This is a genomic window from Kitasatospora terrestris, assembly GCF_039542905.1.
In the GTDB taxonomy this organism is placed as follows: Bacteria; Actinomycetota; Actinomycetes; order Streptomycetales; family Streptomycetaceae; genus Kitasatospora; species Kitasatospora terrestris.
Genome location: NZ_BAABIS010000001.1, coordinates 1 through 21102, shown reverse-complemented (window position 1 = coordinate 21102; position 21102 = coordinate 1). Strand labels below are relative to the sequence as shown.

19 protein-coding genes and 2 pseudogenes are annotated in these 21102 nt (G+C 68.1%); 11 read left to right on the top strand and 10 right to left on the bottom strand.

What is annotated here, in order from left to right; all coding sequences use genetic code 11:
- Positions 1-349 precede the first annotated feature (349 nt).
- A pseudogene (locus ABEB06_RS00105) lies at positions 350-688 on the top strand (transposase); the annotation flags it as partial.
- A 19-nt stretch (positions 689-707) separates the two neighbouring features.
- Here the strand turns inward: ABEB06_RS00105 and ABEB06_RS00100 are convergent.
- Both ABEB06_RS00100 and ABEB06_RS00095 read right to left on the bottom strand, forming a co-directional pair.
- Positions 708-1103, bottom strand: coding sequence for a hypothetical protein (locus ABEB06_RS00100; protein WP_345694665.1), 396 nt, complete (start codon positions 1101-1103; stop codon positions 708-710).
- A 148-nt stretch (positions 1104-1251) separates the two neighbouring features.
- A complete protein-coding gene (locus ABEB06_RS00095; RefSeq protein ID WP_345694664.1) occupies positions 1252-2001 on the bottom strand; it encodes a transposase family protein in 750 nt (249 codons plus the stop codon).
- 471 nt (positions 2002-2472) lie between these two features.
- On the opposite strand from ABEB06_RS00095, the gene ABEB06_RS00090 reads away from it, so the two are divergent.
- Genes ABEB06_RS00090 through ABEB06_RS00080 form a run of 3 tightly spaced genes read left to right on the top strand, consistent with a single transcriptional unit; the run spans position 2473 to position 4437 of the window.
- The gene (locus ABEB06_RS00090) at positions 2473-2859 is read left to right on the top strand and encodes a hypothetical protein (RefSeq protein ID WP_345694663.1); all 387 of its coding nucleotides are present in this window, start codon (positions 2473-2475) and stop codon (positions 2857-2859) included.
- Positions 2860-2869: 10 nt separating this feature from the next.
- Positions 2870-3712: a caspase family protein gene (locus ABEB06_RS00085; RefSeq protein WP_345694662.1), complete on the top strand. Its 843-nt coding sequence runs from the start codon at positions 2870-2872 to the stop codon at positions 3710-3712.
- On the top strand, positions 3622-4437 hold the full coding sequence (locus ABEB06_RS00080; protein WP_345694661.1) for a hypothetical protein: 816 nt from the start codon (positions 3622-3624) through the stop codon (positions 4435-4437). Before ABEB06_RS00085 ends, ABEB06_RS00080 begins: the two co-directional genes overlap by 91 nt.
- 246 nt (positions 4438-4683) lie before the next feature.
- On the opposite strand, the pseudogene ABEB06_RS00075 reads toward ABEB06_RS00080, so the two are convergent.
- Positions 4684-4817 (bottom strand): annotated as a pseudogene (locus ABEB06_RS00075) (IS5 family transposase); the annotation flags it as partial.
- 340 nt (positions 4818-5157) lie between these two features.
- Here ABEB06_RS00075 and ABEB06_RS00070 point away from each other — a divergent pair.
- Positions 5158-6060, top strand: a complete 903-nt coding sequence (locus tag ABEB06_RS00070; protein ID WP_345694660.1) for an abortive infection family protein — start codon at positions 5158-5160, stop codon at positions 6058-6060.
- A gap of 619 nt (positions 6061-6679) precedes the next feature.
- On the opposite strand, the gene ABEB06_RS00065 is transcribed toward ABEB06_RS00070, so the two are convergent.
- The gene (locus ABEB06_RS00065) at positions 6680-7540 is read right to left on the bottom strand and encodes a hypothetical protein (RefSeq protein WP_345694659.1); all 861 of its coding nucleotides are present in this window, start codon (positions 7538-7540) and stop codon (positions 6680-6682) included.
- Positions 7541-7723: 183 nt separating this feature from the next.
- Between ABEB06_RS00065 and ABEB06_RS00060 the strand changes: the two genes are divergently transcribed.
- A complete protein-coding gene (locus ABEB06_RS00060; RefSeq protein WP_345694658.1) occupies positions 7724-9496 on the top strand; it encodes an acyltransferase in 1773 nt (590 codons plus the stop codon).
- Between the two features lie 2 nt (positions 9497-9498).
- Positions 9499-10119, top strand: coding sequence for a hypothetical protein (locus ABEB06_RS00055; protein ID WP_345694657.1), 621 nt, complete (start codon positions 9499-9501; stop codon positions 10117-10119).
- A 109-nt stretch (positions 10120-10228) separates the two neighbouring features.
- Here the strand turns inward: ABEB06_RS00055 and ABEB06_RS00050 are convergent, their stop codons facing one another.
- Positions 10229-10753: a ferredoxin gene (locus ABEB06_RS00050; RefSeq protein WP_345694656.1), complete on the bottom strand. Its 525-nt coding sequence runs from the start codon at positions 10751-10753 to the stop codon at positions 10229-10231.
- Between the two features lie 489 nt (positions 10754-11242).
- Between ABEB06_RS00050 and ABEB06_RS00045 the strand changes: the two genes are divergently transcribed.
- Positions 11243-11845 (top strand): ribonuclease FAU-1 family protein, encoded by a 603-nt coding sequence (locus tag ABEB06_RS00045; RefSeq protein WP_345694655.1) that lies wholly within the window; start codon positions 11243-11245, stop codon positions 11843-11845.
- Between the two features lie 24 nt (positions 11846-11869).
- Here ABEB06_RS00045 and ABEB06_RS00040 read toward each other — a convergent pair whose 3' ends face one another.
- Positions 11870-12148 carry a hypothetical protein gene (locus ABEB06_RS00040; RefSeq protein WP_345694654.1) on the bottom strand — a complete coding sequence of 93 codons (279 nt, stop codon included), beginning with the start codon at positions 12146-12148 and terminating at the stop codon, positions 11870-11872.
- A gap of 110 nt (positions 12149-12258) precedes the next feature.
- On the opposite strand from ABEB06_RS00040, the gene ABEB06_RS00035 reads away from it, so the two are divergent.
- Positions 12259-13092 carry a hypothetical protein gene (locus ABEB06_RS00035; protein ID WP_345694653.1) on the top strand — a complete coding sequence of 278 codons (834 nt, stop codon included), beginning with the start codon at positions 12259-12261 and terminating at the stop codon, positions 13090-13092.
- Between the two features lie 320 nt (positions 13093-13412).
- Here ABEB06_RS00035 and ABEB06_RS00030 read toward each other — a convergent pair whose 3' ends face one another.
- Positions 13413-14789, bottom strand: a complete 1377-nt coding sequence (locus ABEB06_RS00030) for a tetratricopeptide repeat protein (protein ID WP_345694652.1) — start codon at positions 14787-14789, stop codon at positions 13413-13415.
- 259 nt (positions 14790-15048) lie between these two features.
- Here ABEB06_RS00030 and ABEB06_RS00025 point away from each other — a divergent pair, with 259 nt between their 5' ends.
- Positions 15049-15855, top strand: coding sequence for an alpha/beta fold hydrolase (locus tag ABEB06_RS00025; RefSeq protein WP_345694651.1), 807 nt, complete (start codon positions 15049-15051; stop codon positions 15853-15855).
- Between the two features lie 290 nt (positions 15856-16145).
- Here ABEB06_RS00025 and ABEB06_RS00020 read toward each other — a convergent pair whose 3' ends face one another.
- Positions 16146-16730, bottom strand: coding sequence for an SMI1/KNR4 family protein (locus ABEB06_RS00020; protein WP_345694650.1), 585 nt, complete (start codon positions 16728-16730; stop codon positions 16146-16148).
- A gap of 420 nt (positions 16731-17150) precedes the next feature.
- Positions 17151-17831 carry an RICIN domain-containing protein gene (locus ABEB06_RS00015; protein WP_345694649.1) on the bottom strand — a complete coding sequence of 227 codons (681 nt, stop codon included), beginning with the start codon at positions 17829-17831 and terminating at the stop codon, positions 17151-17153.
- A gap of 755 nt (positions 17832-18586) precedes the next feature.
- Here ABEB06_RS00015 and ABEB06_RS00010 point away from each other — a divergent pair.
- Positions 18587-18961, top strand: coding sequence for a hypothetical protein (locus ABEB06_RS00010; RefSeq protein ID WP_345694648.1), 375 nt, complete (start codon positions 18587-18589; stop codon positions 18959-18961).
- A 147-nt stretch (positions 18962-19108) separates the two neighbouring features.
- Here ABEB06_RS00010 and ABEB06_RS00005 read toward each other — a convergent pair whose 3' ends face one another.
- Positions 19109-19636 (bottom strand): RICIN domain-containing protein, encoded by a 528-nt coding sequence (locus tag ABEB06_RS00005; RefSeq protein ID WP_345694647.1) that lies wholly within the window; start codon positions 19634-19636, stop codon positions 19109-19111.
- Positions 19637-21102 lie beyond the last annotated feature (1466 nt).

Genomic DNA, 21102 nt, shown 5'->3' with positions numbered 1-21102 from the left:
TCTTGGACCTGCTGGGAGAAGCTGAATCAGATACACTTTACGAGTATCTCGGGCAGCTCTAGCGCAATATGATGGCGGCCCACCACTTTAGTGGTGGGCCGCCATCATATTAGCCTGGAACGGGTAATTTTCCGGCGGAGTGTGAAGGATCTGATGGGTCGCGCGCGTTGATACTCCAGTGAGAGTTCTTCGTTTTCCCTTGTCAGCGGCCCGGTGGCGGTGAGTGTAGCCGGGCCGCGCCGGGGGTGGAGGGGTGTTCGCGGGGATGTCGCGCGAACGAGTGGCCGCGGCGCATGTAGTGGCAGCGCCGCGGACAGACCCTCAGTGTGAGCGACGATCTGACGGATGTGTGGGACGGGAACTGACCGAACTCTTCCTGCGGATCGGGGCTCGCTTCACGCGGGTGGAGCCGCGGAGGCGGATGCGGGACTACGTGTGCGGACTGTTGGGTCCGGTGGGGCGAAAGAACAGCTGGCAGCAGTTCGCCGGGCACCCGGCCCCGCATCGGCTGCAGCACCTGCTCGCCCGCGCCTACTGGAGCGCGGATGAGGTCCGCGATGACCTGCAGGCCTACATCGGTGAGCAACTCGGCACCCCTGACGGTGTCCTGATCCTCGACGACACGAGCTTCGTGAAGAAGGGCACCGTCTCGGCCGGCGTGCAGCGCCAGTACTCGGGCACTGCTGGGGCTTGTATCTGAATAACTGTCAGGTTGGATCTCCCTTGCCGGCGGACTCGGGCAGAAGGGTTTGGAGCTGTTGGAGGGTTCGGGCGGGCGGTCCGGGCAAAGGCGTGACGTCGATGCAGTGCAGGTCCAGGAGCCGGTGGCCGTCCTGGAACTGGTTGGAGAGGTTGGTGCGGGTGACGCCCAGCAGCTGGGCCATGAGAGTGCTGGTGATCGCCCTGCGGCGGCGTAACAGGGCTGCCAGGAGGCGGTGGTAGTGGTCGATGCTGCTGGTCTGCGGGTGGAGGTAGCTGCGGGGACGGTGGAAGCGCCGCTGGAAGGCGGCCTCGGCGAGGGCGTCCCAGTACGGCTCGGAGACTGCCACCAGGCGTTCTAAGTCGGCCGGCGGCATGCCGGTCAGGGCCGGATTGCTGAGCATCTCGGTCAGGCCGGGGTCGATCCGGCGGGCGGCCGGCGTGGCCTGTAGAGGTCGGGGTGGAACTACCGCTGCCCGGAAACGGACCTACCTGGCCTCGTGGAACATCGGCTGATGGTCGCCAGCGACAGTTCTGGATGAGTGAGCATTTTCAGCGTTGCCTCTCCAGGGTGAGGACCGCCCTGGCGGCTGACGTGAGCCAGTTGGGGCTGCAGCGGGCGTGTCGGAAGATGCGCCAATGCTTGAGGGTGGCGACGCCGCGCTCGACCGGACAGCGGAGCCTGGCATGGGCCTTGTTCAGGGACCTCTCCTTCGCGGTCAGCTCGCGTTTGGGCCGGCGGCGAACCGGAACGGCGACGCCTGGGCCGGCTCCGGTATAGGCCAGATCCGCGAGCGCCGGGATCCGCAGCCGGGCGCAGGTCTCGACGATCCGGTGGTGCCGGGCCGCGGTCAGGTCGTGGATTCGGCCCGGCAGCGGTCGTGAGATCCACGCGAGCTTGCCAACGGGATTGGTGATGACCTGCAGGTTCACGCCGTGGCGGCGGTGCTTGCCGCTGTAATCGGCACGGCCGTCGCCGACCCGGTCGCACTCGGCCAGGGTGCCGTCGACCAGTACGTATGCCCCGTCCGTCTCGCGAAGGGCCCGGGTCAGCCCCGGCGCCTTGCGGGCGAGATGCCCGGTCACCGCACGAACGTAGGCGTGGGCCGTACCCACGCTGATCCCGAACCCGGCCGCGATCTGCGCGAGCGTGTCGTGCTTGCGCAGGTACACCAGCGCGACGATCGCGCGTTGCGACGGCCGGAGCTTGCAGCGCCGGTCACCCTCACGGGTGACAATCAGCATGGTGACCCACTCCACCAGCGCGTGCGGCAGGTCAAGTGATGCAGGATAGACAACCAACGAGGCTCTCCGGCCACCGAGTTGAGACGTCAGACATCTCACTCAACCGCCGGAGAGCCTCGCTCGTTTCGCTGCCCGCTGACGTCACCCAGCCGTCACCCGATCGGTGCCCGCGCTGAAAACGCTCACTGCCAGCGGCGAGCCTCTGCTCTGCCCGGCCGCCGACGCAGCCCTTGCCCTGCTGCGCCGCGCGCTCGGGGAACACCTCACCCGTTGGTAGGCCGGACCCACCGCCGCGACCGCGCGCTGGCCCGCGCGATGGACAGCTCCAGCAGCGCGGCGCGCCTATGGACAGACTCTGCAGAGTCCGCTGCACGTCACCGCGATGGTGCGGTCGACGCGCGCGTTCCGCACCTACGCCAATTCGAGTGCAATCCGATCAACTCCCCTCGGCGGCAATCCTCTTGTGGGAACCTGTCCGCACCTTGAATTCCCACCTTGGGGGGCGTAGTGAATCGAGCACTGGGGTCGGTGGATGTCGGCCTGGTCTTCAGTGATCCGGACGGCGTGGAGGCAACCGAACGCGAGATGGAGTCGCTGCTCGAAGAGCTCCATCAGCTTCCACTGCTGCACTTGGAACACGCTCCGGCACCGCTGGCTCCCCACGGCACTCGGGCTGCTGACACCACCCTCTACAGCTCCCTCATCTTGAGCCTGGCGGGAGCGCCTGCCGTCCGATCGCTGATCCTGCTGGTCCAGGACTGGCTGGCCCGCCGCACCTCGGGCAAGGTCACGCTCCGGATCGGTGACAACGAACTGATCCTGGAGTCAGGATCACCCGCCGAGCGCCGACGGAACGTCGAAGCCTTCCTCGCGCACCTCGCTTCCACCAGCGGCGCGGAGGCATCCGATGGCTAGGCGGGCCCTGGTGCTGGCCACCGAGACATACGACGACCCCAAATTCGACCCCCTTCCTCGTGCAGCAGCCGACGCCGCACAACTCCAGGGCGTTCTCAGCGACTCTGCGATCGGCGAGTTCGAGGTGAACGTCCTGTTCAACGGCTCGGCACGAAGCTGGATGAAGTCGATCGAGCATTTCTTCAAATCCGCTACCAGCGAAGACACCCTGCTGTTGCACCTGTCCTGCCATGGACACAAGGACCTCCGTAACCGGCTGCACTTCGTCACCAAGGACAGCGAGTTCGACTCGCTCGCTGCCACTTCGGTCAGCGCCGACTTTGTTGCCGACTGGATAGATCAGAGCCGTAGCCGGCGCATTATCCTATTGCTCGACTGCTGCTACAGCGGAGCTTTCAACAGAGGAATGCGTGCCCGCGGCGACAAGCAGGAGAAAATCGAGCTCACGGAGACCTTCGAAGGCAGTGGCCGGGTCGTCATCACCTCCTCCACCTCACTTCAGTACAGCTACGAATCCGCACCCGGAGACAACCTCGCCAGCAGAGCCAGGGGCGAAGCCTCGGTATTCACTTCCGCAGTCGTACACGGTCTGCGAACTGGAGAGGCCGACCTCGACGAGGACGGCATCGTCAGCGTCGACGAACTGTACAGCTTCATCAGCAGCTGGGTTTCCAAGCGGATACCAGCCAGACACCAACGTGGAGCGTCACTTCAGCCGAGGGAAAGCGCTTCGCGCTGGCCCGCAACCCGAATGCCGCCAGAATGGCAGAACTGGCCGAAAAAGCACTTGACCAGGCGATCAACGGCGGCGGCGAGGTGTCCAGTCCCACGGAACGGCAGGCACTCGCCATAGCCGCCCGCCGAATGCGGGAGTCAGAAGCCGAGGCAGCCGAGCTGAGGGCCGCGAGCGAGAGGGACCGAGAAATAGCGGCCCGCAGCAACAGTTCTCGGGCCCGAACCTTCCGAGAACTGCTGCGGGTCCTGACCCTCCTGTTCGGGGTCGTCGGAGGGGCGATCGGATTGTGGACGGCATCGTTCTGGGTTCCCGGCTTCACCCTGCCCAACAATGGCGGTAAATTCCTGGCACTGGCGATCTGCGCCGCAGTCCTCAACGCCACCTCTTTCGCCGTGATTGTCGGAACGATCAAGGCGTCAGTCTGGGGGGCAGAGAGCATGAAAAGCTTGATCGTGGAGGAGCAAATGCGTTCCTGGGGAAAACCGACCCGCCGAAATCCCCTCCGCCGCCTCTTGCTCGGCGCCGCCATGGCACTCCCGTTCTTCGCGCTCGCCGCCGAGGTAATCTGGCTGGCACCCGCGAGCCTCCGCCTCGGAGGATGGATTTCTGGTCTTGCGGCATTCCCCGTCGGTCTCCCCTCCGGCTGGGGCGGCGTGCTAGTCACACTGTTCGAAACCGTCGGAGTAACCATCGTTGGAGCCATAGCCCGTGCACGCACACCAAACCATGAGGTCCACGAAGTAAAAGGACCCGGCTACATGCAGCGGGTCGAATACAGGAAGTTCGGTCCTTTCCGCCTGAGGACAGAGCACCGGCAGGGCCGGGACATTGACTTCTTCTAACCCGACCGCGGCGAATTGGGCGTCGTGCAACGGTGTGCGCTCGACGCCCACGCCTCGGGCATTCGTCCTATCGTCGGTGGAGAAGATGGCGCTTGCTGCGATCGGCTCCGCGGCACTGTCGCCGCCCACCAGCTCAGCGTTTACTGACTTCGGCTCGTCAAGGTGAAGCATCCCGGTTTGCCTGGGTTTGTTGCGGTGGCGGTATCCGACGGTGTGACTGGGCGTTTTCGTCCCTGACTTCGGAGCTCAGGTGCCGCGCCAGGTCGGGGTGGTCTCGCCGCTGAGTCGGCGGGTCATGAGGCCGATCATGGCGATGTAGATCATGGCTCCGGAGCGGCCGGGAGGGCCTCGTAGCTGCGGGCGACGCGTCGGTGGAGCCAGTCGGCGAAAGGCCCTACCCGACTTGGTGCAGAGAAGATCGAGCGAGCACCACACTCCGGGCGGGGTGGTCGTCCAGATGGCCAGGCACTAACCCGTCTGTCCGGCCTGGGCGCGCCGGTAACCACCAACACGGTGACCGGGCGGCCCGCGGGTGCGGGTGTGCGCGGTCCCGGCCCACGATGGCCGACTCTGCCTGATCCGCCGCCTTCGTTCGGCCGGCCTCCAGCACTCACTGCCTGACTGCCTGACCGAGGCCGTCGCCGCGGTCGAGCAGAACGCATCAGACCGCGCACCGGGAAAACCCGAGCGCCCGTCCGCGCCAGCTTCTACAGTCCTGCCATGGCTCCCACCTCCGATCTGATCGCCCGCGCCGCACGCAACGCCATTCGGGGGCTGATGAGCGGCCTCGCGCAGGCCGCCATCTGCGAGTACTGGGAGAACGAGCACTTCGCGCCGAATCCGGACTTCACCGCCGAAGGTGAAGGAGGCGTCCGCAAGCAAACCTTCGACTCCTACGCCTCGGCCGTCGATTGGACCGACGAAGACCAAGCCCGGCGTGCCCTACGCGTCTTCGAGAGTCTCCTGCGCAGGGTGGACCGCGACGTCAGACGGTTCAACGACACCGGACTGGACTCCGACACCCTTGCTGACCTGCGGGAGGCTTTCGCCCGCACCGGTTGTCTGCTCGACGATGACCTGCGTATTCACCCCCCACGCGTCGCCGGCCTCACCGTTCGGGCAGAGGCGCTGTCAGGCGCCTCCGGAATCAAGGCCGAGCTCGACCGTCTGCGCCGCTTCGGCGCCGACTACCCCGACGACGCCATTGGCGCAGCGAAGCAACTGATCGAGGCCACCGCCAAGTTCGTCCTGCTGCAGCGAGGCCTTCCCGTCGACGATCGCCATGACGTTCCGGCGCTCGTCAAGCAGGCCCAGCAGTCGCTGCTCCTCCACCCCGGGGCGCTCCCCGGCCCTCGGTCCGGTGACAGTCCCGACAATGCGGAATCCATCAGGCGAGTCCTTGGCGCTCTTACCTCGGCGGCGGTGGGGGTGGCTGAACTTCGCAACCGCTTCGGCACCGGCCATGGCCGACTGGTGGCTCCGACGGGCCTGGGGCCGCGCCATGCACGCCTCGCCGTCGGTACCGCGGCTACCTGGTGCGAGCTGATGCTCGACACCCTCGCTGACCCTGACGCGCCCTGGCGGAAACTGCCGGTGCAATCTGCTGACGGCACGACCACCTGAACCCGGCTGGCTGAGGTTCACCAAGGACGCTGCGGCGTTCTGCGCGAAGGTCAGTATCGGCGCCGTCGACCAGAAGGCGCTCGCTCTGTGGGCGGAGGTACCGGCAAGGCGCCCTGGAACTGACGTAGCCCGGCCGCCAGTCGCTGTCTCGTGCGTACGCGGGCGCAGCCACCCGGCACTGGCCTGGGGCCGTCCGGGAGAAGCGCAGCGACCGGGTTCTGGATATAAGGCAGCACCCACGCTGCCAGGGTGGCAGCACCGGTGCTGCCACCCTCTTGCTTCGTCGGGGGCGATCGAACGGGCCGCGGGCCCGGGTCGGGGGACTCGGCGGAGGCCGGCCGGGATCGCGCGTCGCGCGCGTAGCCACCTGTAGGGGGCCTTCGGCGCCCGAGAGGGGCTCTCATAGGGATGTCCGGCTGGTGGGGAGGCCCCCTTCGTCAACGGCGGGGCCTGTGACGGAGCACCGTACTTTGCGAGTGATCGTTTAGAACCTGCTGGTCAGCACCATGGCGGTGCAGGGCAGTTTGCGAAGGAGGAGCGCGATGCCTTGCGAAGCGGTGCCGTCCGGTTGTTCGCCCGCCGTTGCTCCGCGCGGCCGACTGCGCTGCGGCTTGGCTGCCTATTCGGGATCGTCGGTCTCTGCGGGGATGGTCCAGCGCAGCACGGTGGTGGTGCCGGCCCGTTCCAGGGTGACGGCGTAGACCTGGTCCCAGGCACGTTCACCGCGGTGGCGCATGGAGTGATCACCCGGCTCCCAGCCCAACTGCAGGACCTGGGACCCGTCGAGCTCGATCTGCCCGGCCAGCAGGGGGTGAATCTCGCCGTCCCGCTGGAGCAGGTGGAAGTGGGTGCGCGCATCCATGGAGACCACCAGGCCGGAGCGGGGCGCCCAGCTGCGGATCCGGTCGGCGAGCTCGTGGGCCTCGCGCAGCGGGAGTTCGAGCCTCCCGTAGGGCCCCTGGCCGCCGTATTGGGGGGTCCGTTTGCCGCCGAAACGGGCGTGGGCGTCGTCCTCGTACTTCCCCCAGTAGGTGACATCGGCGAGCCCGTCGATCGACTCGCCGGACAGCCCGACGAACGAGTCGAGGGCGCGGGCATCCCCGAGGACCATGCCGCACCGGTCGACCGGCAGGTCACCGAGACGGACCGGCTCTCCGCCAAGATCGCCCGGCCAGGGCAGGCCGAGGTCGACTTCCAGGAGAGCGATGACCTGCCCGTCGTACGAGTCCCACGTCTGCGCGCGGACCTTCAACGGCCGACCGGCCGCGGCCGGCACCGCGACCGCCTCGCAGAACCACTCCTGGCTCGGGCCGTCCTCAGGCTCGTGGAGGTGGCCGCCGCCCTGCTCCGCCGCAGCCGTTGCCCGCACGGACAGCGGGTCGCCATGCTCGGGCCACTGGTCGATCCAGCCGGCCATCCCCAGGACCAGCACGCCGGACGGTGTTGTGACAACTGCGAGGTCGACAAAGGGCTCGCTCATCCGTTGATTCAACCAGGAGCGGATCGGCCGACCCCTCCGGCCTTGGCGATGCGGAACCGAAGTCGCACACCAAGCTGCTCCGCTGGCAAACTGCGGTGCTCCGTCACAGCTCACCCCACGCAATCCAGTGAATCAACGCCATCTCTATGGAATTTGACCATGCAATATGGATAGGGTGTCGGCATGGCACTCAGTACGTTGGAAACGTTGCGGCTCACGGTGGCCGCGCTGCGGCAGCGGACCGGGGAGAGTCAGGCTCAGTTGGCCGCGGGTGTCGGTCTGACGCAGGACAAGGTGTCCCGTCGTCAGTCGGGGGCGCAGGCTTGGACCCTGGATGAGGTCGACGCCCTGGCCGCGCACTGGGGGATGGCGCCGCTGGACCTGCTCGCCGGCCCCACCCACGCCGTCCTGTCCCTGACCTGGCCCCCGCACGCCGCAGCACCGCAGGCCGTCCCGGCCAGCTTCACCACCACCCCGACCGAGCCCGTCCCGCCCGCCGTCCCGGCTGCCGCACCGGTGCAGCCCCCCGCCCCGGCCCCCGTTGCCGAGCAGCTCTCGGTGCCTGCGGACTACGACCGCGGCCCGGATGGCGAGATCCTGGACCACGAGGCGGCGCCGTGCGAGCGCTGCGCCAAGCCGGTCCGCCACCGTGTCGCCGGCCGCCCGATCCACCTCGGCGGCTGGTGCACCCCCGCCACTCCCGCTGCCGCCCCTGCCTCCGTTGCCCAGCTTGTCCAGGCCGCCCCCGCCGAGGCGCCGGCCGCGCTCGTCCAGGCCGCCACCGAGCACGCCCCGACCACCCCCGCCCCGACCACCCCCGCCCCGGCCGAACAGCCCCCCACGGCCACCCCGGCGCAGGCGCCCGCGCCCACCCGGCCCGCTGCGCCCAGGCCCGCGGCCCGCCCGGCTCCCGCGGCTGCGCCCCGTCCGGCGCCTGCCGCTGCCGGGTTGTCTCGTTCGGAGTACGCGGGTACGGGTCGGGATCTCGGCTACTACCTCGACATGATCACCTCGGCGGTGGATCAGGCCTTGGAGGAGCACGGCGGTGACACGGAGGCGGCTTCGGCGGCGTTGGAGAAGAAGGCGATTCCGAACGGGATGGCGTTGTTCGAGGCGACCCGGGTCGGTGCCGCGTACGAGCACACGGTGTATCCGGACCGCCTGGAATTCCTCAGCAAGAAATCCCGCAGCGGCGCGGACGACGTGTGGGAGGGCCGCCACAAGTGGGAGAACGTCCCGCTGATGGAGGCGGTGCGCCGCGGCGAGGGCGGGGTGGTCGTGGATGTCCTGGACACCAACGCCGCCTACTGCAGCGCGCTCAAGTGCCACCTGCCGATCGGCAGCCTGGTCCACCAGCCCGACGGCGGGTTCGACCCCAAGCGCTCCGGCATCTACCTGCTGCCCAAGCGCCCCGTCTGGGACCACCCACACCTGCCCGACCCGATCGGCAACCGCCACGAGACCGGCCCGGTGCTCCTGGACGGCGCCACCGTCCGCCTGCTGGCCCGCTGCCACAAGCTCGGCCTCGCCGACGCCCCGCACATCACCGAGGCCTGGACCTCCGGCGCCTCCGAGGGCCTGCTGGAGAAGTTCCGCCGCGTCCTCACCCAGGCCCGCGAGAACGCCATCACCGACGGCGACACCGTGACCGAGAAGTACGTCAAGGCCATCTACGCCAAATTCGCCTCCACCATCGGCGAATCCACCTACAACCGCGACATCCGCCGACCCGACTGGATGCACATCATCCGCTCCCAGGCCTTCGCCAACCTCTGGTACAAAGCCCACCGCGCCCACACCGCCGGCCTCACCGTCGTCCGACTGCGCGGCACCGACGAACTCCACGTCACCGGAGAAACCGACTGGCGCACCGTCTTCACCGAAGGCCGCCTGACCACCCAGATGAAACTCAAGGACCAGTACACCCTGCCCCCGAGCCGGAAGCGGAGCGCCTGAACGTGTCGACCGACGGATGGAAGAACTTCGGCCGCTACGGCGCGAACCTGGACCCCGGCAACATCCACGGCAAATTCGCCCTCGCCCGCGCCCTGGAAGACGCCCTGGAGCGCCTCATCATCGAGGGCGGCATCAAGTCCCCCGCCACCAGCCGCCGCGGCCTCATGGCCCGCCTGCGCTACCTCACCGAGACCAAGGGCGGCGCCCAGGCCCTCGCCGACGCCGGCGTCACCGTCACGCCCGCCACCGTCAAGGCCTGGCGCCGCGGCAAGCAGCGCCCCAGGCCGGCCACCCTGGAGGCGATCGACACCGCCTACTGGAACCTGCGCGCCGCGAACGTCCTCGCGAACTCCGGTGCGTTCAAGCAGCACCTCAACCGCGCAGGGCGCGGCACCCGTGTCGAGATCCACCCCGTCAACCAGGACGTCGTCGACGAGCCGCGGCGCCGCGAGAACCTGCGCGTGCGCACCTTCCAGGTCCGCTACGTCTGGGACGACGCAGTCGACGCCCTCACCGCCGGCGACACCGACAAGCTCGAAGAGATCTGGGACGACATCATCGCCGACATGGACTCCGACTGGGGCGCCTACACCTACGTCTCCCACATCGGCCTCGGCGCCTGACCCGGCAGCACCACCCCCCGGGCCACAGAGTGCGGAAGACGCCGAGCCCGCTGTGGCGGCGATCCCTGCAGACGTCGGGGATCTTCGTCGGCGGCGGGCACGCGGTGTGTCAGAGGTTGGGCAGTTCCTCGCCGAGGCGCGGCTCGCGGCCCTCGGTCAGCCAGAACAGGTAGCCGCGCAGGTAGGTCTCCAGCCCGTCCTCCAGGTAGGCGGCGTACCGGTGCAGGGCTTCCGGCTCGTTCCGATCGTCGGCCGCCAGTTCCGCCGTGATCCAGTCCCGGACGTCGGCCCGGCGGGCCCACCATTCTCGTACCGCCTGCGGGGTCCAACGCTGGTCGCCGTCCCATGCGTAGCCGCCCATCGGCTCGCTATGGGCGATCTCCAGCAGGCCGGCCACCTCGCGCGGGTTGGCGGGCTGGCGGTAGACGAACTCGTAGTGCTCGTCGCTGGAGAGCACGTGCTCGGGCAGGTAGTACGGGCCGTTCAGTCCGGTGTCGGTCACGCCGGCGTAGAACGGTCCCGGAACGTTCAGCCAACTGCGGTCCTCCCAGCGCCCTTCGCCCACCGAGCCGGCCATGTCCCGGGCGGTGGGCAGCGGATCCCAGTACGCCAGGTCCTGCCACCGCCCCTCCACGGGGTGCAGGAGAAGCCGCCCGCGCATCCGCGCGGCCGCCTGCCGCAGCTCCCACTGGTGGGAGAAGGGCCTATCGGGTCGGCGGACCCCTGCCCAATTCTTGATCCGGGACCACCAGCCGACCGACCTGCTCACGTGCGCCTCTTCCATGCCGCCCACCCTAGGACGCGGCACTGCACCGGCTCTGACGCCCGCCGCGGTCCGGTCGCACATCAATGGCGTTGAGCTTCCGGGCGCCGCTGCGCCTCCGGGGCGGGTATCCGGCGGCCGGATCCGTGCCCCTGCGGTCTCCTGGCGGCTCGCCCGGTGGTGTCCGTAGGAATGGGTCCGCAGGGCGCCGTGGGGGGCCGCCCTGGGGAGGGTGGTACCGCTCTCCGCGGCTGGCGAGGCGACGGGGTCGTCGCAGCTGGCCGCCCTGAACCGCGCGCCGGGCACGGCCCCAGTCCGGGGGACCGCTGTCCTGCCCGGCGCGCGAAGGCATCCGCCGGGGTGGCCCGAGGCGCTGGCCGGTGCAGTTATGTCCAATGCTCGACGGAGTTCAGTTTTTCGATCATCGGCGCCAACCGGATCCACGACCTCGCCCCGACCACCTGGACCACGGCGCTGCGCACCGGCGACGACACCACCCGCAAGAGCGGCCTGGAGAGCCTTGCGGTCGGCACCTGGAAACTGGAGCCCTGGGTCTGGCGGCACACCGTCCTGCGCTCCCGCTTCGACACCACGGGCGAGTGGTTCTCCCTCCACCACTTCCAGACCCCCGCAGGCGAGCCGCTGCGCCTGTACGTGAACTTCGAGCGCCCCGTGACCCGGACCCGCATCGGGATCGACACCTTGGACCTGCTCGTCGACCTGGTGGTCGAACCCGACCTCTCCTCGGCGACGTGGAAGGACGAGGACGAGTACGCGCACGGCCGCCGCCTCGGCTTCATCACCGACACCGACCATCGAGCAGTCGAACAAGCTTGCGAGCGCGCCCTCGCCCTCCTCCAGGACCGGGCGGGCCCGTTCGCTGCTCCGTGGCCCGCTTGGACGCCGGATCCCACCTGGCCCCTGCCCGAACTTCCCGACGGTGCTGACAGAACGGCCCGGTAGGGTCACCGCGCAACCCAGCAGCCCTCACCGGCCCGGGCCGGCCGTGGCCTCGGCGGCCGCGCGCAGCCGGCCCGCCGTCGCCGCAGCCGCCTCGCGGACCACCGCGTCCTGGCTGTCGGCCAGCAGCCCGAGCAGCTCCACCGCCGCGGTCAGCGCCAGCACCGGCACCGCCGCCTCGCGCAGCAGCAGGAGCTGCTCGGCGGCCCGGTGGCCGGCAGCCGTGGCGGGAGCGGCAGCGGGCAGCATCGCGGTCAGCCCGCTGCCCAGGCCGGGCCGCCGAGAAGAGATGGAGGGGTACGTCATGCCCGCACAACCACCCCCGGCCCGCCTACGTCGAGGCTGTTGGCCCGACCGGTCGGCTACGCGCTCAGTAGTCGGTGGTGTTGATCCTCCGCGGCCCGTACGGTCGGTCCATGGTGATCAAATCGGGCGAACCCCGCAGGCTCGGCATCCCGGCCCCCGAGGCGCGACTGCGCTTCGAGACGGAGCGACAGGAGACCGGGGGCGGGCCGGGGCGCAGGTTGCTCGTGGTCAAGGGGGAACCCGCTTTCGAACTCAGCCCGTGGTGTGGAACGTGCCAGTTCCTGTTTCGTCGGTTGGTGACCTCCAGAGAGACGCTGTCGCTGGAGAGCGTGCAGGAGAGGCTCACCGGCACGCTGACGGATCCGGACGACGATGAAGTGGTCGGCGCGTTCGGCGCGCTGCTGCCGGAGGGCGAGTACCTTCCGGTCCTGCTCCAGGTGAAGCCCCGCCTTGTCGTTCCCGGCCGGGAAGGCGACTACTTCAGCGGTGAACAGGTGGCCACGTGGGGGCTCGACCAGTTCTGGGGCCTCCCGGAGCACCCACACACTCCGTACTACCGGTCCTTCGAGACGGCAGTCGATGCGTCCACCCATCTCTATGAGTTCGTCGTGCCCATGGTCCCTCCAACGTGGAACGAGAGGGAGCGCGTGGAGGAGTACGTCGAGCTCATGAACCGGGGAACGGTCCCGACAGCTGTGGCGGTCTCAACACTGGACGTTTGCCAGCCCGCCATCGACCTGGCGGCCGACTACTACCTGCACTGGGGTCTGACGCACTTCCTCCTCGACGGCCACCACAAACTGGAGGCTGCCGCCATGGCCGGCCGCCCCGTGCAGCTCCTCTCTCTCCTGGCCCTGGGGGAGGGCCTGGCTGGGGCTGAAGACTGTGCTCAACTGCCCGCCCTGCGCGGTCAACCTCGCTCGATCCGGGCGATCAATACCTGAACCCGGCACGGGCCGTACGAGGATGGCAAGCCCGAGCAGGAAGGCATTTTCAACCGACCGGCTGACCGCCTGCACCGGGCGCTGGACAGACCCTTTTGGCTCCCGGAGAGGCCAGCGCCGTGCAGCCGCCGACGATCGGATCCATGGCCTTGCAGCCCCGCAGCGTGGCTTTGTTCACGAGTTCCGCCCTTCTCGCGAACAGAGCAAGCAGCGTGTTGATGGTCGAGTCAGTGGGGGGAGATGTTCACGGGTCTGCGGATGCGGCAGTTCGAGCACACCTTCGCCCGCATGAAGAACCACAAGATCCTCCGCGACAAGGTTCAGCAGGGAGGCTCGAGAGCGTAGCCGTGGTCGTCGGTGGGGACCGGTGTCTTTGCTTCTTTCGCCGCGCGTTGCTCGGCGACCATGGGCAGAACGGCGAGCGCCTCGGCGGCGCGACCATGGGTGGCCAGGATTTCGGCCAGGTCCGACAAGTGAGCGGTTCCGCCGGCCCGGAGCAGCGCGAGGGCTTCCTCGACACGGCCCGAGTCCGCGAGCAGCCAGGCCTTTGTCTCCAGGAGGCGGTATTCGTCTGCGGGCAGGGTCGCGGCGTACTCGAGGGCTTCGTCGTACCGGCCGGCCTCGCCCAGCAACCACAGCCGGTTCGAGGAGAGCCAGGAGAAGTGGTCCTCGACGAACTCGGTGCTGCGTTCGTCGAGGAGCGCCAGGGCGTCCTCGGGACGCCCGGCCTCCTGGAGGAGGTGGATGACGCCCTCCAGGAGGCAGGCATCGTGGTAGTCGAACGTAGGACGTCCCACCTCGACGGCTTCGTCAAGGCGACTCCGGCGGGCCAGCAGTTCGATCAGGGGCCAGCGGAAGCGGTCCGGATGCTCGGCGGAGTCGATGAACTCCCGCAGGACCTGCTCCGCCTCCTCGGCCCTCCCGGCGTCTTCGAGGGCCCGCGCGTAGTACCGGAGAGCGACGCCCGCCCGCGGTCCGGTGCCCAGTTCGCGCAGCGCCTCGACGTGCCCGTGCCGCAACAGGAGTTCGGCGTACGCGGTGAGGGTGTTCTGGACCAGGAAGCGGCCTGCGGCTACGTCTTCGCCGAGGATCCGGATCGCCTCGTCGGCACGGCCGGAACGTTCGAGGACAAGGGCCTGCAGCTCCTGCGCATTGCTGCAGGGATGGTTCCACCGCGCCTTGCCCCGGGCGTGCCGGGCGCTCTCCGCGAGTGGGTCCAGCAGCTCCAGCACCCGCTCGTCCCGGTCCTGTCCTTCGGTGATCTCGACCAGGGTCGACGTCAGCCACCAGCCGCCGAGGCGGGGCAGCAGGAAGTCGATCGCTTCGTCCACGCGCCCGGCTGCGGCCAGGAGTTTGACGAAATCGAAACACGCGCCGTCCGACTCGGGGCCGGTGTTGTCCGGGCGGGCCAGTTCCAGAGCCTCGTCGATCCGACCACACCGGATGAGGGTGTGCGCCATCGCCAGGACAGCGGACCGCTCGCCCGCCGCGACGAAGGGCTCCAGGACGCCGCGGGCCCGCTCGTGTTCTCCGACCCGGCACAACTCACGGGCGGCCGCCTCAGCACAGGACCACTCGCCCTGCTCGTACGCGGCCCGGATCACCAGCTCCAGGTGCCCTCCCTCCAGCAGGAGGTCCACCAGCCTCCAGGAGTCTCCACGGTCGATCGCCGGCCATTCAAGATCATCGATGCTCACGGCCGCCAGCGTAGAGAGGCCCGCTGACACTCAAGACGGTGGTTCAGGTCGCGGCTTTGATGGGGTGAGGCGCACCCGCCCCACCGGCTGCGCCTTACCGGTATCACTGGCCAACTGTGGTCATCGGCCGAGGGGGCCGGGCCGACGCATGGCCGATCAAACCGGTTGAACAAATGTCTTACACGATTGTCCCACTCCGGGTTATGCTCTTCCCGTCGATCAAGCCGTCGACCACATCCGACTCTTCGGGGGACCAGACATGACCAACCTGACCGCGACCACGCCCGCCACCGCTTCCCGGGCCGAACTGTCCATCGGCGGTCGCCGGCTCTCGTACCTGGACTTCGGCGGCACGGGCCGGCCGCTGGTCGCCCTGCACGGGCACCTGTCCGAGGGCGCCACCTTCGCCGACCTGGCCGCGGCGCTCGGCCCCCAGTGGCGGCTGATCGCCCCGGACCAGCGCGGCCAGGGCGAGTCCGACCGCGCCGCCGACTACTCGCGCGACGGCTACCTCGCGGACCTGGAGACCCTCCTGGACCACTTGGACCTGGGCGGGGTCGTCCTGCTCGGCCATTCCCTCGGCGCCATCAACGCCTACCAGTTCGCGGCCCGCCACCCCGAGCGCGTCGCCGCGCTCGTCAACGCCGAGGGCCCGGTCGCGCTCGGCCTCGACGGCACCAACCCGTTCGGGTTCCTGCTGAACCTGCCCTACGACGCGCCCACCCGCGAGGCATTGGTCGAAGGGCTCGGCCCGGCCGCGCCGTACTTCTCCGACCGCCTGCGGGAGAACGCCGACGGCACCTGGCGGCTGCCCTTCCACCCGCAGGACATGTACAGCTCCGAGGACCAGGTCCACGGCGACCACTGGGCCCAGTGGACGGCCACGAACTGCCCCGCCCTGCTGATCCGCGCGACCAAGGGCACCCTGCCGGCCGACCAGGCCGCCGCCATGATCGAGCGCCGCCCCGGCACCGCGTTCGCCGAACTGGACGCCGACCACCTCCTGTACACCACCGCCCCGGACGCCTTCGCCACCACCGTCCGAAACTTCCTCGCCACCCTCTGACCCGACCCGCGCAGGCCGTCCCGCCCCGAAGTGCGGCTGGCTGACGGGCGACTCTGGAGGCTTGCCGTGCCACCCCCAGGCCGGCGCCCTGGGGGTGGGGAGACCTGGTGAGCAGGTCTGTTCCGAGCCCGAGTAGGAGGTGGGGACTTTCAAGGTTCTGGCCGCGATTCCCTGAAGCCCAGAGCGGATCGTGAACGAAGGAACTTTCACTCGGGGCACTCCTCGATCATGGGGCCCCGGTCGAAGACGTGCTGTCCCCGGGATCGATGTGCGGTTGGAGGGCCGGGGTGTCACCGCTGCGCCGTGTCCCTGAGCCGGGCCGGCTGCAGTCGCGATGCCGCGTCTGCCCAGCGGACCCGGGGGAAGCCTCCATTTACGGCGTCTTCTTCGTACCAGCCTCGGCCGTCCAGCCACGTCCCGAGCCACTCGGCGAGGCTGCCTCCGTCGACGAACCACGCCCTGGACACGTCCTGGCTGCTGATCGCGTTGGGATCGAAGAGCAGGACGGTTCCGTCGTCGCTGCGGCAGTCCACGCACGCGAACATCGCGCAGCCCCAGTCCAGCACCGGGACAACCCCTTCGGGCCATGACCACCAAGTGTCCGATCCCTGCGGAGGGATCCTGTCCGAGTACCCCTGCACCACCGAGGTCTCCCAGTCCGCGTTCGGCCCGCCGGAGAGCGGCAGAACGGAGTCCGAGGGGCCGAAACCGCCGTTGCCGACCCTTCGGTAGAGCGCGGCGAGCAGAGGGTGCAGGCGAAAGCCGAGCTTCCGCTCGGCCTCGGCCAGCTCTGCGGCGGAAACCGGGGATCGGAGCAGGTCACTCGCGGCTGACGCAGCCACGACTCGGCTGATCAACTCTTCGAAGTCGTTCACGGCCGCATCGTCTCCGACGCATCCGACAGGTCAAGGATCGGGGCCCGCTCAGCGATATTCACGCAAGCGCGGGCAGAGCGACTTTCAACGAGCCTCACCACCCTGGCGCCCCGCAGCGGCCCTCTCCGGACCGGGCCCGGAGAGGGCCGCGCAGTACGAGGCGCAGGACTCGATAGAAAGAAGTGGCCGTGATGGCCTGGACCGGAGTGCTGTCCGGCCTTGCGTTGAAGCTCTGGCGTGTCAGTCGCGGCGCTGGCCCTGCGACCCGGACCGCCCTCAAGTCGTTGCCGGCACTCAGAGGCAGCGGCCCGGGCGGGTCCGGCTCGCAGGAGGGTCAGCCGCCGTGAACGGCCCGGGGCCGCCGCCGGACTACGGCCACGCCGAGAGCAGGCCGACAGGCCCGCGAATCAGTGCAGTGGGTCAGGGGATGGTGTAGCCGACCCAGTTGTGCTTCGTGCTGTCCGCCTGGCATGTCCACTGGACCGCGTCGGCGCCCTGAGTGACACTGCCTCCGTAGATGGTCAGACAGCGCCCGCTACCGCCGTTGATCATGATGGCGCCTCCGGCGGTTCCAGGAGACAGGTCCCAGTGCTGGGCGGCGCTGCCGTTGCAGTCCCACTGATTCATGACGGCACCGTCGGAGATGCTGCCGCCGTAGACGGTCAGGCAGCGGTTGCTGCTGAAGTTCCTGATCTCGTTGCCGTTCCAGTACCAGTTCTGAGGACTGCTGCCGTTGCAGGCCCACTGGACGATGTTCGCGCCGTTGTTCAGGCTGCCACCGTACGGGGTCAGGCACATACCGCTGTTGACGTTCTTGAAGCGGACGGTCGTTATGGAACGGGCGGTCGGCGCAAAGTCGAAGACGAGCCGCTGGGGCAGGGCACGGTCCAACTGGCCGACCTCGTTCACGCCGCGGATCCGGCCGGTGGAGGAGTCCCAGTCGAGATTCTGCGTCATGTCGGGGACCGCAGTCAGGACACTCGTGGAACCGCCAGGCGAGCCCTTGTGCACGCACGCGCTCTCCCGGTATCCGTTGTCGAAGCTGCCGGGGCAGGCCGCGCTGATGTAGAAGGTGCCGTTGACGTTGACGACGCCCTGCATCTTCCACACCGGCGTGGTCCAGGCGCCGAGCGCGGAGGTGCCCGTCCTGGGCAGACCACTGCTGAGGTCGAAGGACCACCGGATGATGCGGCCGTTCGCGTTGTCCGGGCGGAATTCGCTCGACAGCAGGGCGCCATTGGCGCGGTCGAAGCTGAGTGAGGTGAGGCACGGCGTGTTGCCCGTCTCGGGGACGCACGCGCTCGTTGCAGTCGCGACGGTGCGGTAGAGGTAGGCCCGGGGGAAGGACGTAAGTGAATCCCGTCCCAGCCAGTCCGACCGAACTGTGCATCAGGTCGCCCAGCCGGAAGACCTGGACAAGACCGCCCGTGCCGATGAGGAGGTTGTTGTCGTACCAGACCACGCTGTCGGCGTGGATGGGAAGAGGAGTGACCGTCCCGTCCTGAGCCAGGGTAGCGAGGAGAACGTCCACGTACCGCGGGGTGGCGCTGGCCCGGTCGACGAAGCGCAGCTTGGCGACGCTGTTGTCCCCGTTGTGCCAGGAGACGACCTCCCAGCGCCTGCCTCCCCACGCTCCGTCGGCCGCGGCGGAGTGCGGAACGGAGAAACCTTGCGGGTACCAGCCGGCCGAACCGCTGTCGTCAGCTGTGTTGCCCCAGCAGTAGCCGTCGGCCGAGACACCCGGATTGAAAGGGGTCGGGTAGCACAGGCCGTCCTTGCCGGAGCTGAAACTCCCGGCAGGAACGGAGGACAGACTGACGGGGTTCAGGGAACCGTTTGCGGCCTCGCCGGCGCTGATGTCACTGGTCGAGCTGGAGTCGAGAGTGAGCTTGAAGCCGCTCGCGGTGATCGGCGCGATCGTCGACGACGCATGCGCCGTGCCGGAAATGGTACAGGTACCGGCCAGAACCATCACACCGACCGTGACCACACGCCCAGCACGTCCGATACGCCGACGTAGGCCAGAAGAGAATTTCGAAAAGTTCACGGCGCAAATCATGGCACGCCCCCAAGCCCGCTCCGGCCTGAGGATTCCCAGTCTGAATCACATCGGTGATCTCGGCGCAAGGATCGGCAGCGACGACCGGTGGAAGGAACGCCTGCGGCGGCCGGCGCCGGGGAACTTGCCCCGCGCCCCGATCGCCGCAGGTCCGCTCCTCACCATGAGCTGACGAACGAGGATGACACCCGCGTCCCAAGATCAGTAACCAACCACCCCAGGTGTACAAGGTGAGAACCCAGACTGGCTACCCACTGCGGCCTGGCGGGCATGCCAACCGCGCGCCAAGCGCACAGCGCCGAATGCGGTCAGCCCGGGATCAGGACTGAATATCCCCGAGAAACCACCTCTGAGCCGGGGAACCGTTGCAGTCCCACAGCGTCATGACGACGCCGCTGCTGCTCTGGTCTCCACCCTTCGAGGTCATGCACTTCCCGGATCCCGCGTGATTGATGGTGTAATTGCCGCTGTAACCGCCCATATACCACTTCTGGGCTGCGGAGCCGTTGCAGTCCCACTGGGTGAGGTACGTTCCGTTGGCAGTGGACCCCCCGTACAGAGTGATGCACTTATTGCTGTTCCTGTTCCGGACCTGATATCCGCCCGGAATCTCGTCCCACGACCAGTTGTGAGCCGTTATATTGGTGACAGTGTCGCAGCGCCACTGAACGATGTTGGCGCCATTGCTGGTGCTACCACCATAGGGGGTCAGACACACGCCGGCGCCATACGAGTAGATCTCATCCCAAGTGTATGCCGATGCCGTGCCTGCGTTCACCGTGCCCAACGCCAACGCGCTGGCCAGTGCCCCAGCAACCGTGAGTACCCTAGATACCTTATTCTTCATTTTCCGCACTCCTTTTATTCCGGGCGATCCCAGAATGGACCCACCCCGTGTGGAGATTCCCTGGAAAGGCCAGAGATCGTAGACCCTGTGTCGGGAAGTTCAGATGCATCGCGCGTGCAGAAAGCTCATGCTGACCGCCCCGCCGTACACTCCCCCTCCATGATCAGTCGGCCATACTGCACGAAGACTTACGCATGGTCAACTTGAATGTTTTTTACCGGCACATCTGTCAGTCAGAAGTCAGTACTCAAGGGGCGATTGCGCGTCGCGGCCACCGCCAGCCCGTCCCCATCCCGGCCTCGACACCCCACGGAGAAGCACCCCACAGCGACGAGCCGGACCGGCACGCACAGTGCGAGGGCTGACAAGGACCCGGGCGGGTGGGAGTGTAGGCTGCGGATGGCGACGCCCGTCCGTTTCCGCAGCTCAGATCAGGCTTTCGCTGATCTCATCAGCCCGACTGCCTCTCTGTGTGCCTGGTCCTGGTAGTGGAGATTGGCGGGTGCGGCGCGTCGGTCTGGGCAGGGCGCTCACCGGCGCTGGCCCGAGGGCGGAGGCCAGCGCCGGTCCGCCACCATTCCGTCGGCCTTATGGTCAATTTCCATGGGGGCGGCGGCATCTCCGGATGGAGCCGGCTTTGTATATGGGGTTTTTGCATGAGGCCGGGTTGGTGTTGTGGTGGAATTTCTTGTCATATCGTCAACGGTCAGACCGGGATGTTTCGTGGGTTGTTGACGGCTTGTCCGAGCGGTTTTCTGGCCGTTTTCCTGATGGTTCGGCAGGCCGGGCAGCTAAGGGCTTTCCGGGTCAGGGGGGTTGCGGAATGAGCTTTTTCAGCTCCTACTCGGCAGGGTGAGACATTGTCTACCGTTGACGACCACCCGGGCCAAGGGGAACGCGGTCAGCCGGATCGGCTGCCATGTCCGCCTTGTCACCCGATCGGTGGGTGCCCTGAAAAGGCTCAATGATCGGATGACAGGTGAATTTGATAGGCCCTTTTCGGGGCCATGGGTGGGTTTTCAGGCTCGGATCGGGCACCTTTGGGTCTAGACCAATATTGGAGGTGTAGACCACTGTGCTAGTGGTGCTGCATGTTCGGCTCCGGGGTTACCCGGCCCGGCCTGCGGTGACAGAATGTGCCTGCAAGATAGGGCGGGCCTGGCGCCCGCCGCGTACTGGCCGGCACCTCTCGCAGCAGCGCCAGCAAGCTCCCCCAGTCAGCCCGGCGCACGGAGTGCACCAAAACTCCAACTGACCTGTACAAATGATGTCAGGCTAGCCGGTCTCCGGCCCCGGGGCGGAGCCACGGGGCCCGTACGAACCCACGCTGCGATAGGCCGGCACCAGACTCGGGCCCGGCGGCGCGAAGCGTCGCTGACCACCCTCCGTCACTGCGTGACGGAGTCACGCAGCGTCATTCCGTCACGTTAGTGACGGCGCGTCATGTCTGCGGAGCAGACGGCGCG

Excerpts from the sequence above, each read along its gene's own strand:
- ABEB06_RS00025 (WP_345694651.1), top strand. The coding sequence starts at position 15,049 with ATGACCAACCTGACCGCGACCACGCCCGCCACCGCTTCCCGGGCCGAA.
- ABEB06_RS00060 (WP_345694658.1), top strand. The coding sequence starts at position 7,724 with ATGGCACTCAGTACGTTGGAAACGTTGCGGCTCACGGTGGCCGCGCTG.
- ABEB06_RS00100 (WP_345694665.1), bottom strand. The coding sequence starts at position 1,103 with ATGCTCAGCAATCCGGCCCTGACCGGCATGCCGCCGGCCGACTTAGAA.
- ABEB06_RS00015 (WP_345694649.1), bottom strand. The coding sequence starts at position 17,831 with ATGCAGGGCGTCGTCAACGTCAACGGCACCTTCTACATCAGCGCGGCC.
- ABEB06_RS00065 (WP_345694659.1), bottom strand. The coding sequence starts at position 7,540 with ATGAGCGAGCCCTTTGTCGACCTCGCAGTTGTCACAACACCGTCCGGC.
- ABEB06_RS00070 (WP_345694660.1), top strand. The coding sequence starts at position 5,158 with ATGGCTCCCACCTCCGATCTGATCGCCCGCGCCGCACGCAACGCCATT.
- ABEB06_RS00080 (WP_345694661.1), top strand. The coding sequence starts at position 3,622 with ATGGCAGAACTGGCCGAAAAAGCACTTGACCAGGCGATCAACGGCGGC.
- ABEB06_RS00010 (WP_345694648.1), top strand. The coding sequence starts at position 18,587 with ATGTCACTGGTCGAGCTGGAGTCGAGAGTGAGCTTGAAGCCGCTCGCG.
- ABEB06_RS00005 (WP_345694647.1), bottom strand. The coding sequence starts at position 19,636 with ATGAAGAATAAGGTATCTAGGGTACTCACGGTTGCTGGGGCACTGGCC.
- ABEB06_RS00040 (WP_345694654.1), bottom strand. The coding sequence starts at position 12,148 with ATGACGTACCCCTCCATCTCTTCTCGGCGGCCCGGCCTGGGCAGCGGG.
- ABEB06_RS00035 (WP_345694653.1), top strand. The coding sequence starts at position 12,259 with ATGGTGATCAAATCGGGCGAACCCCGCAGGCTCGGCATCCCGGCCCCC.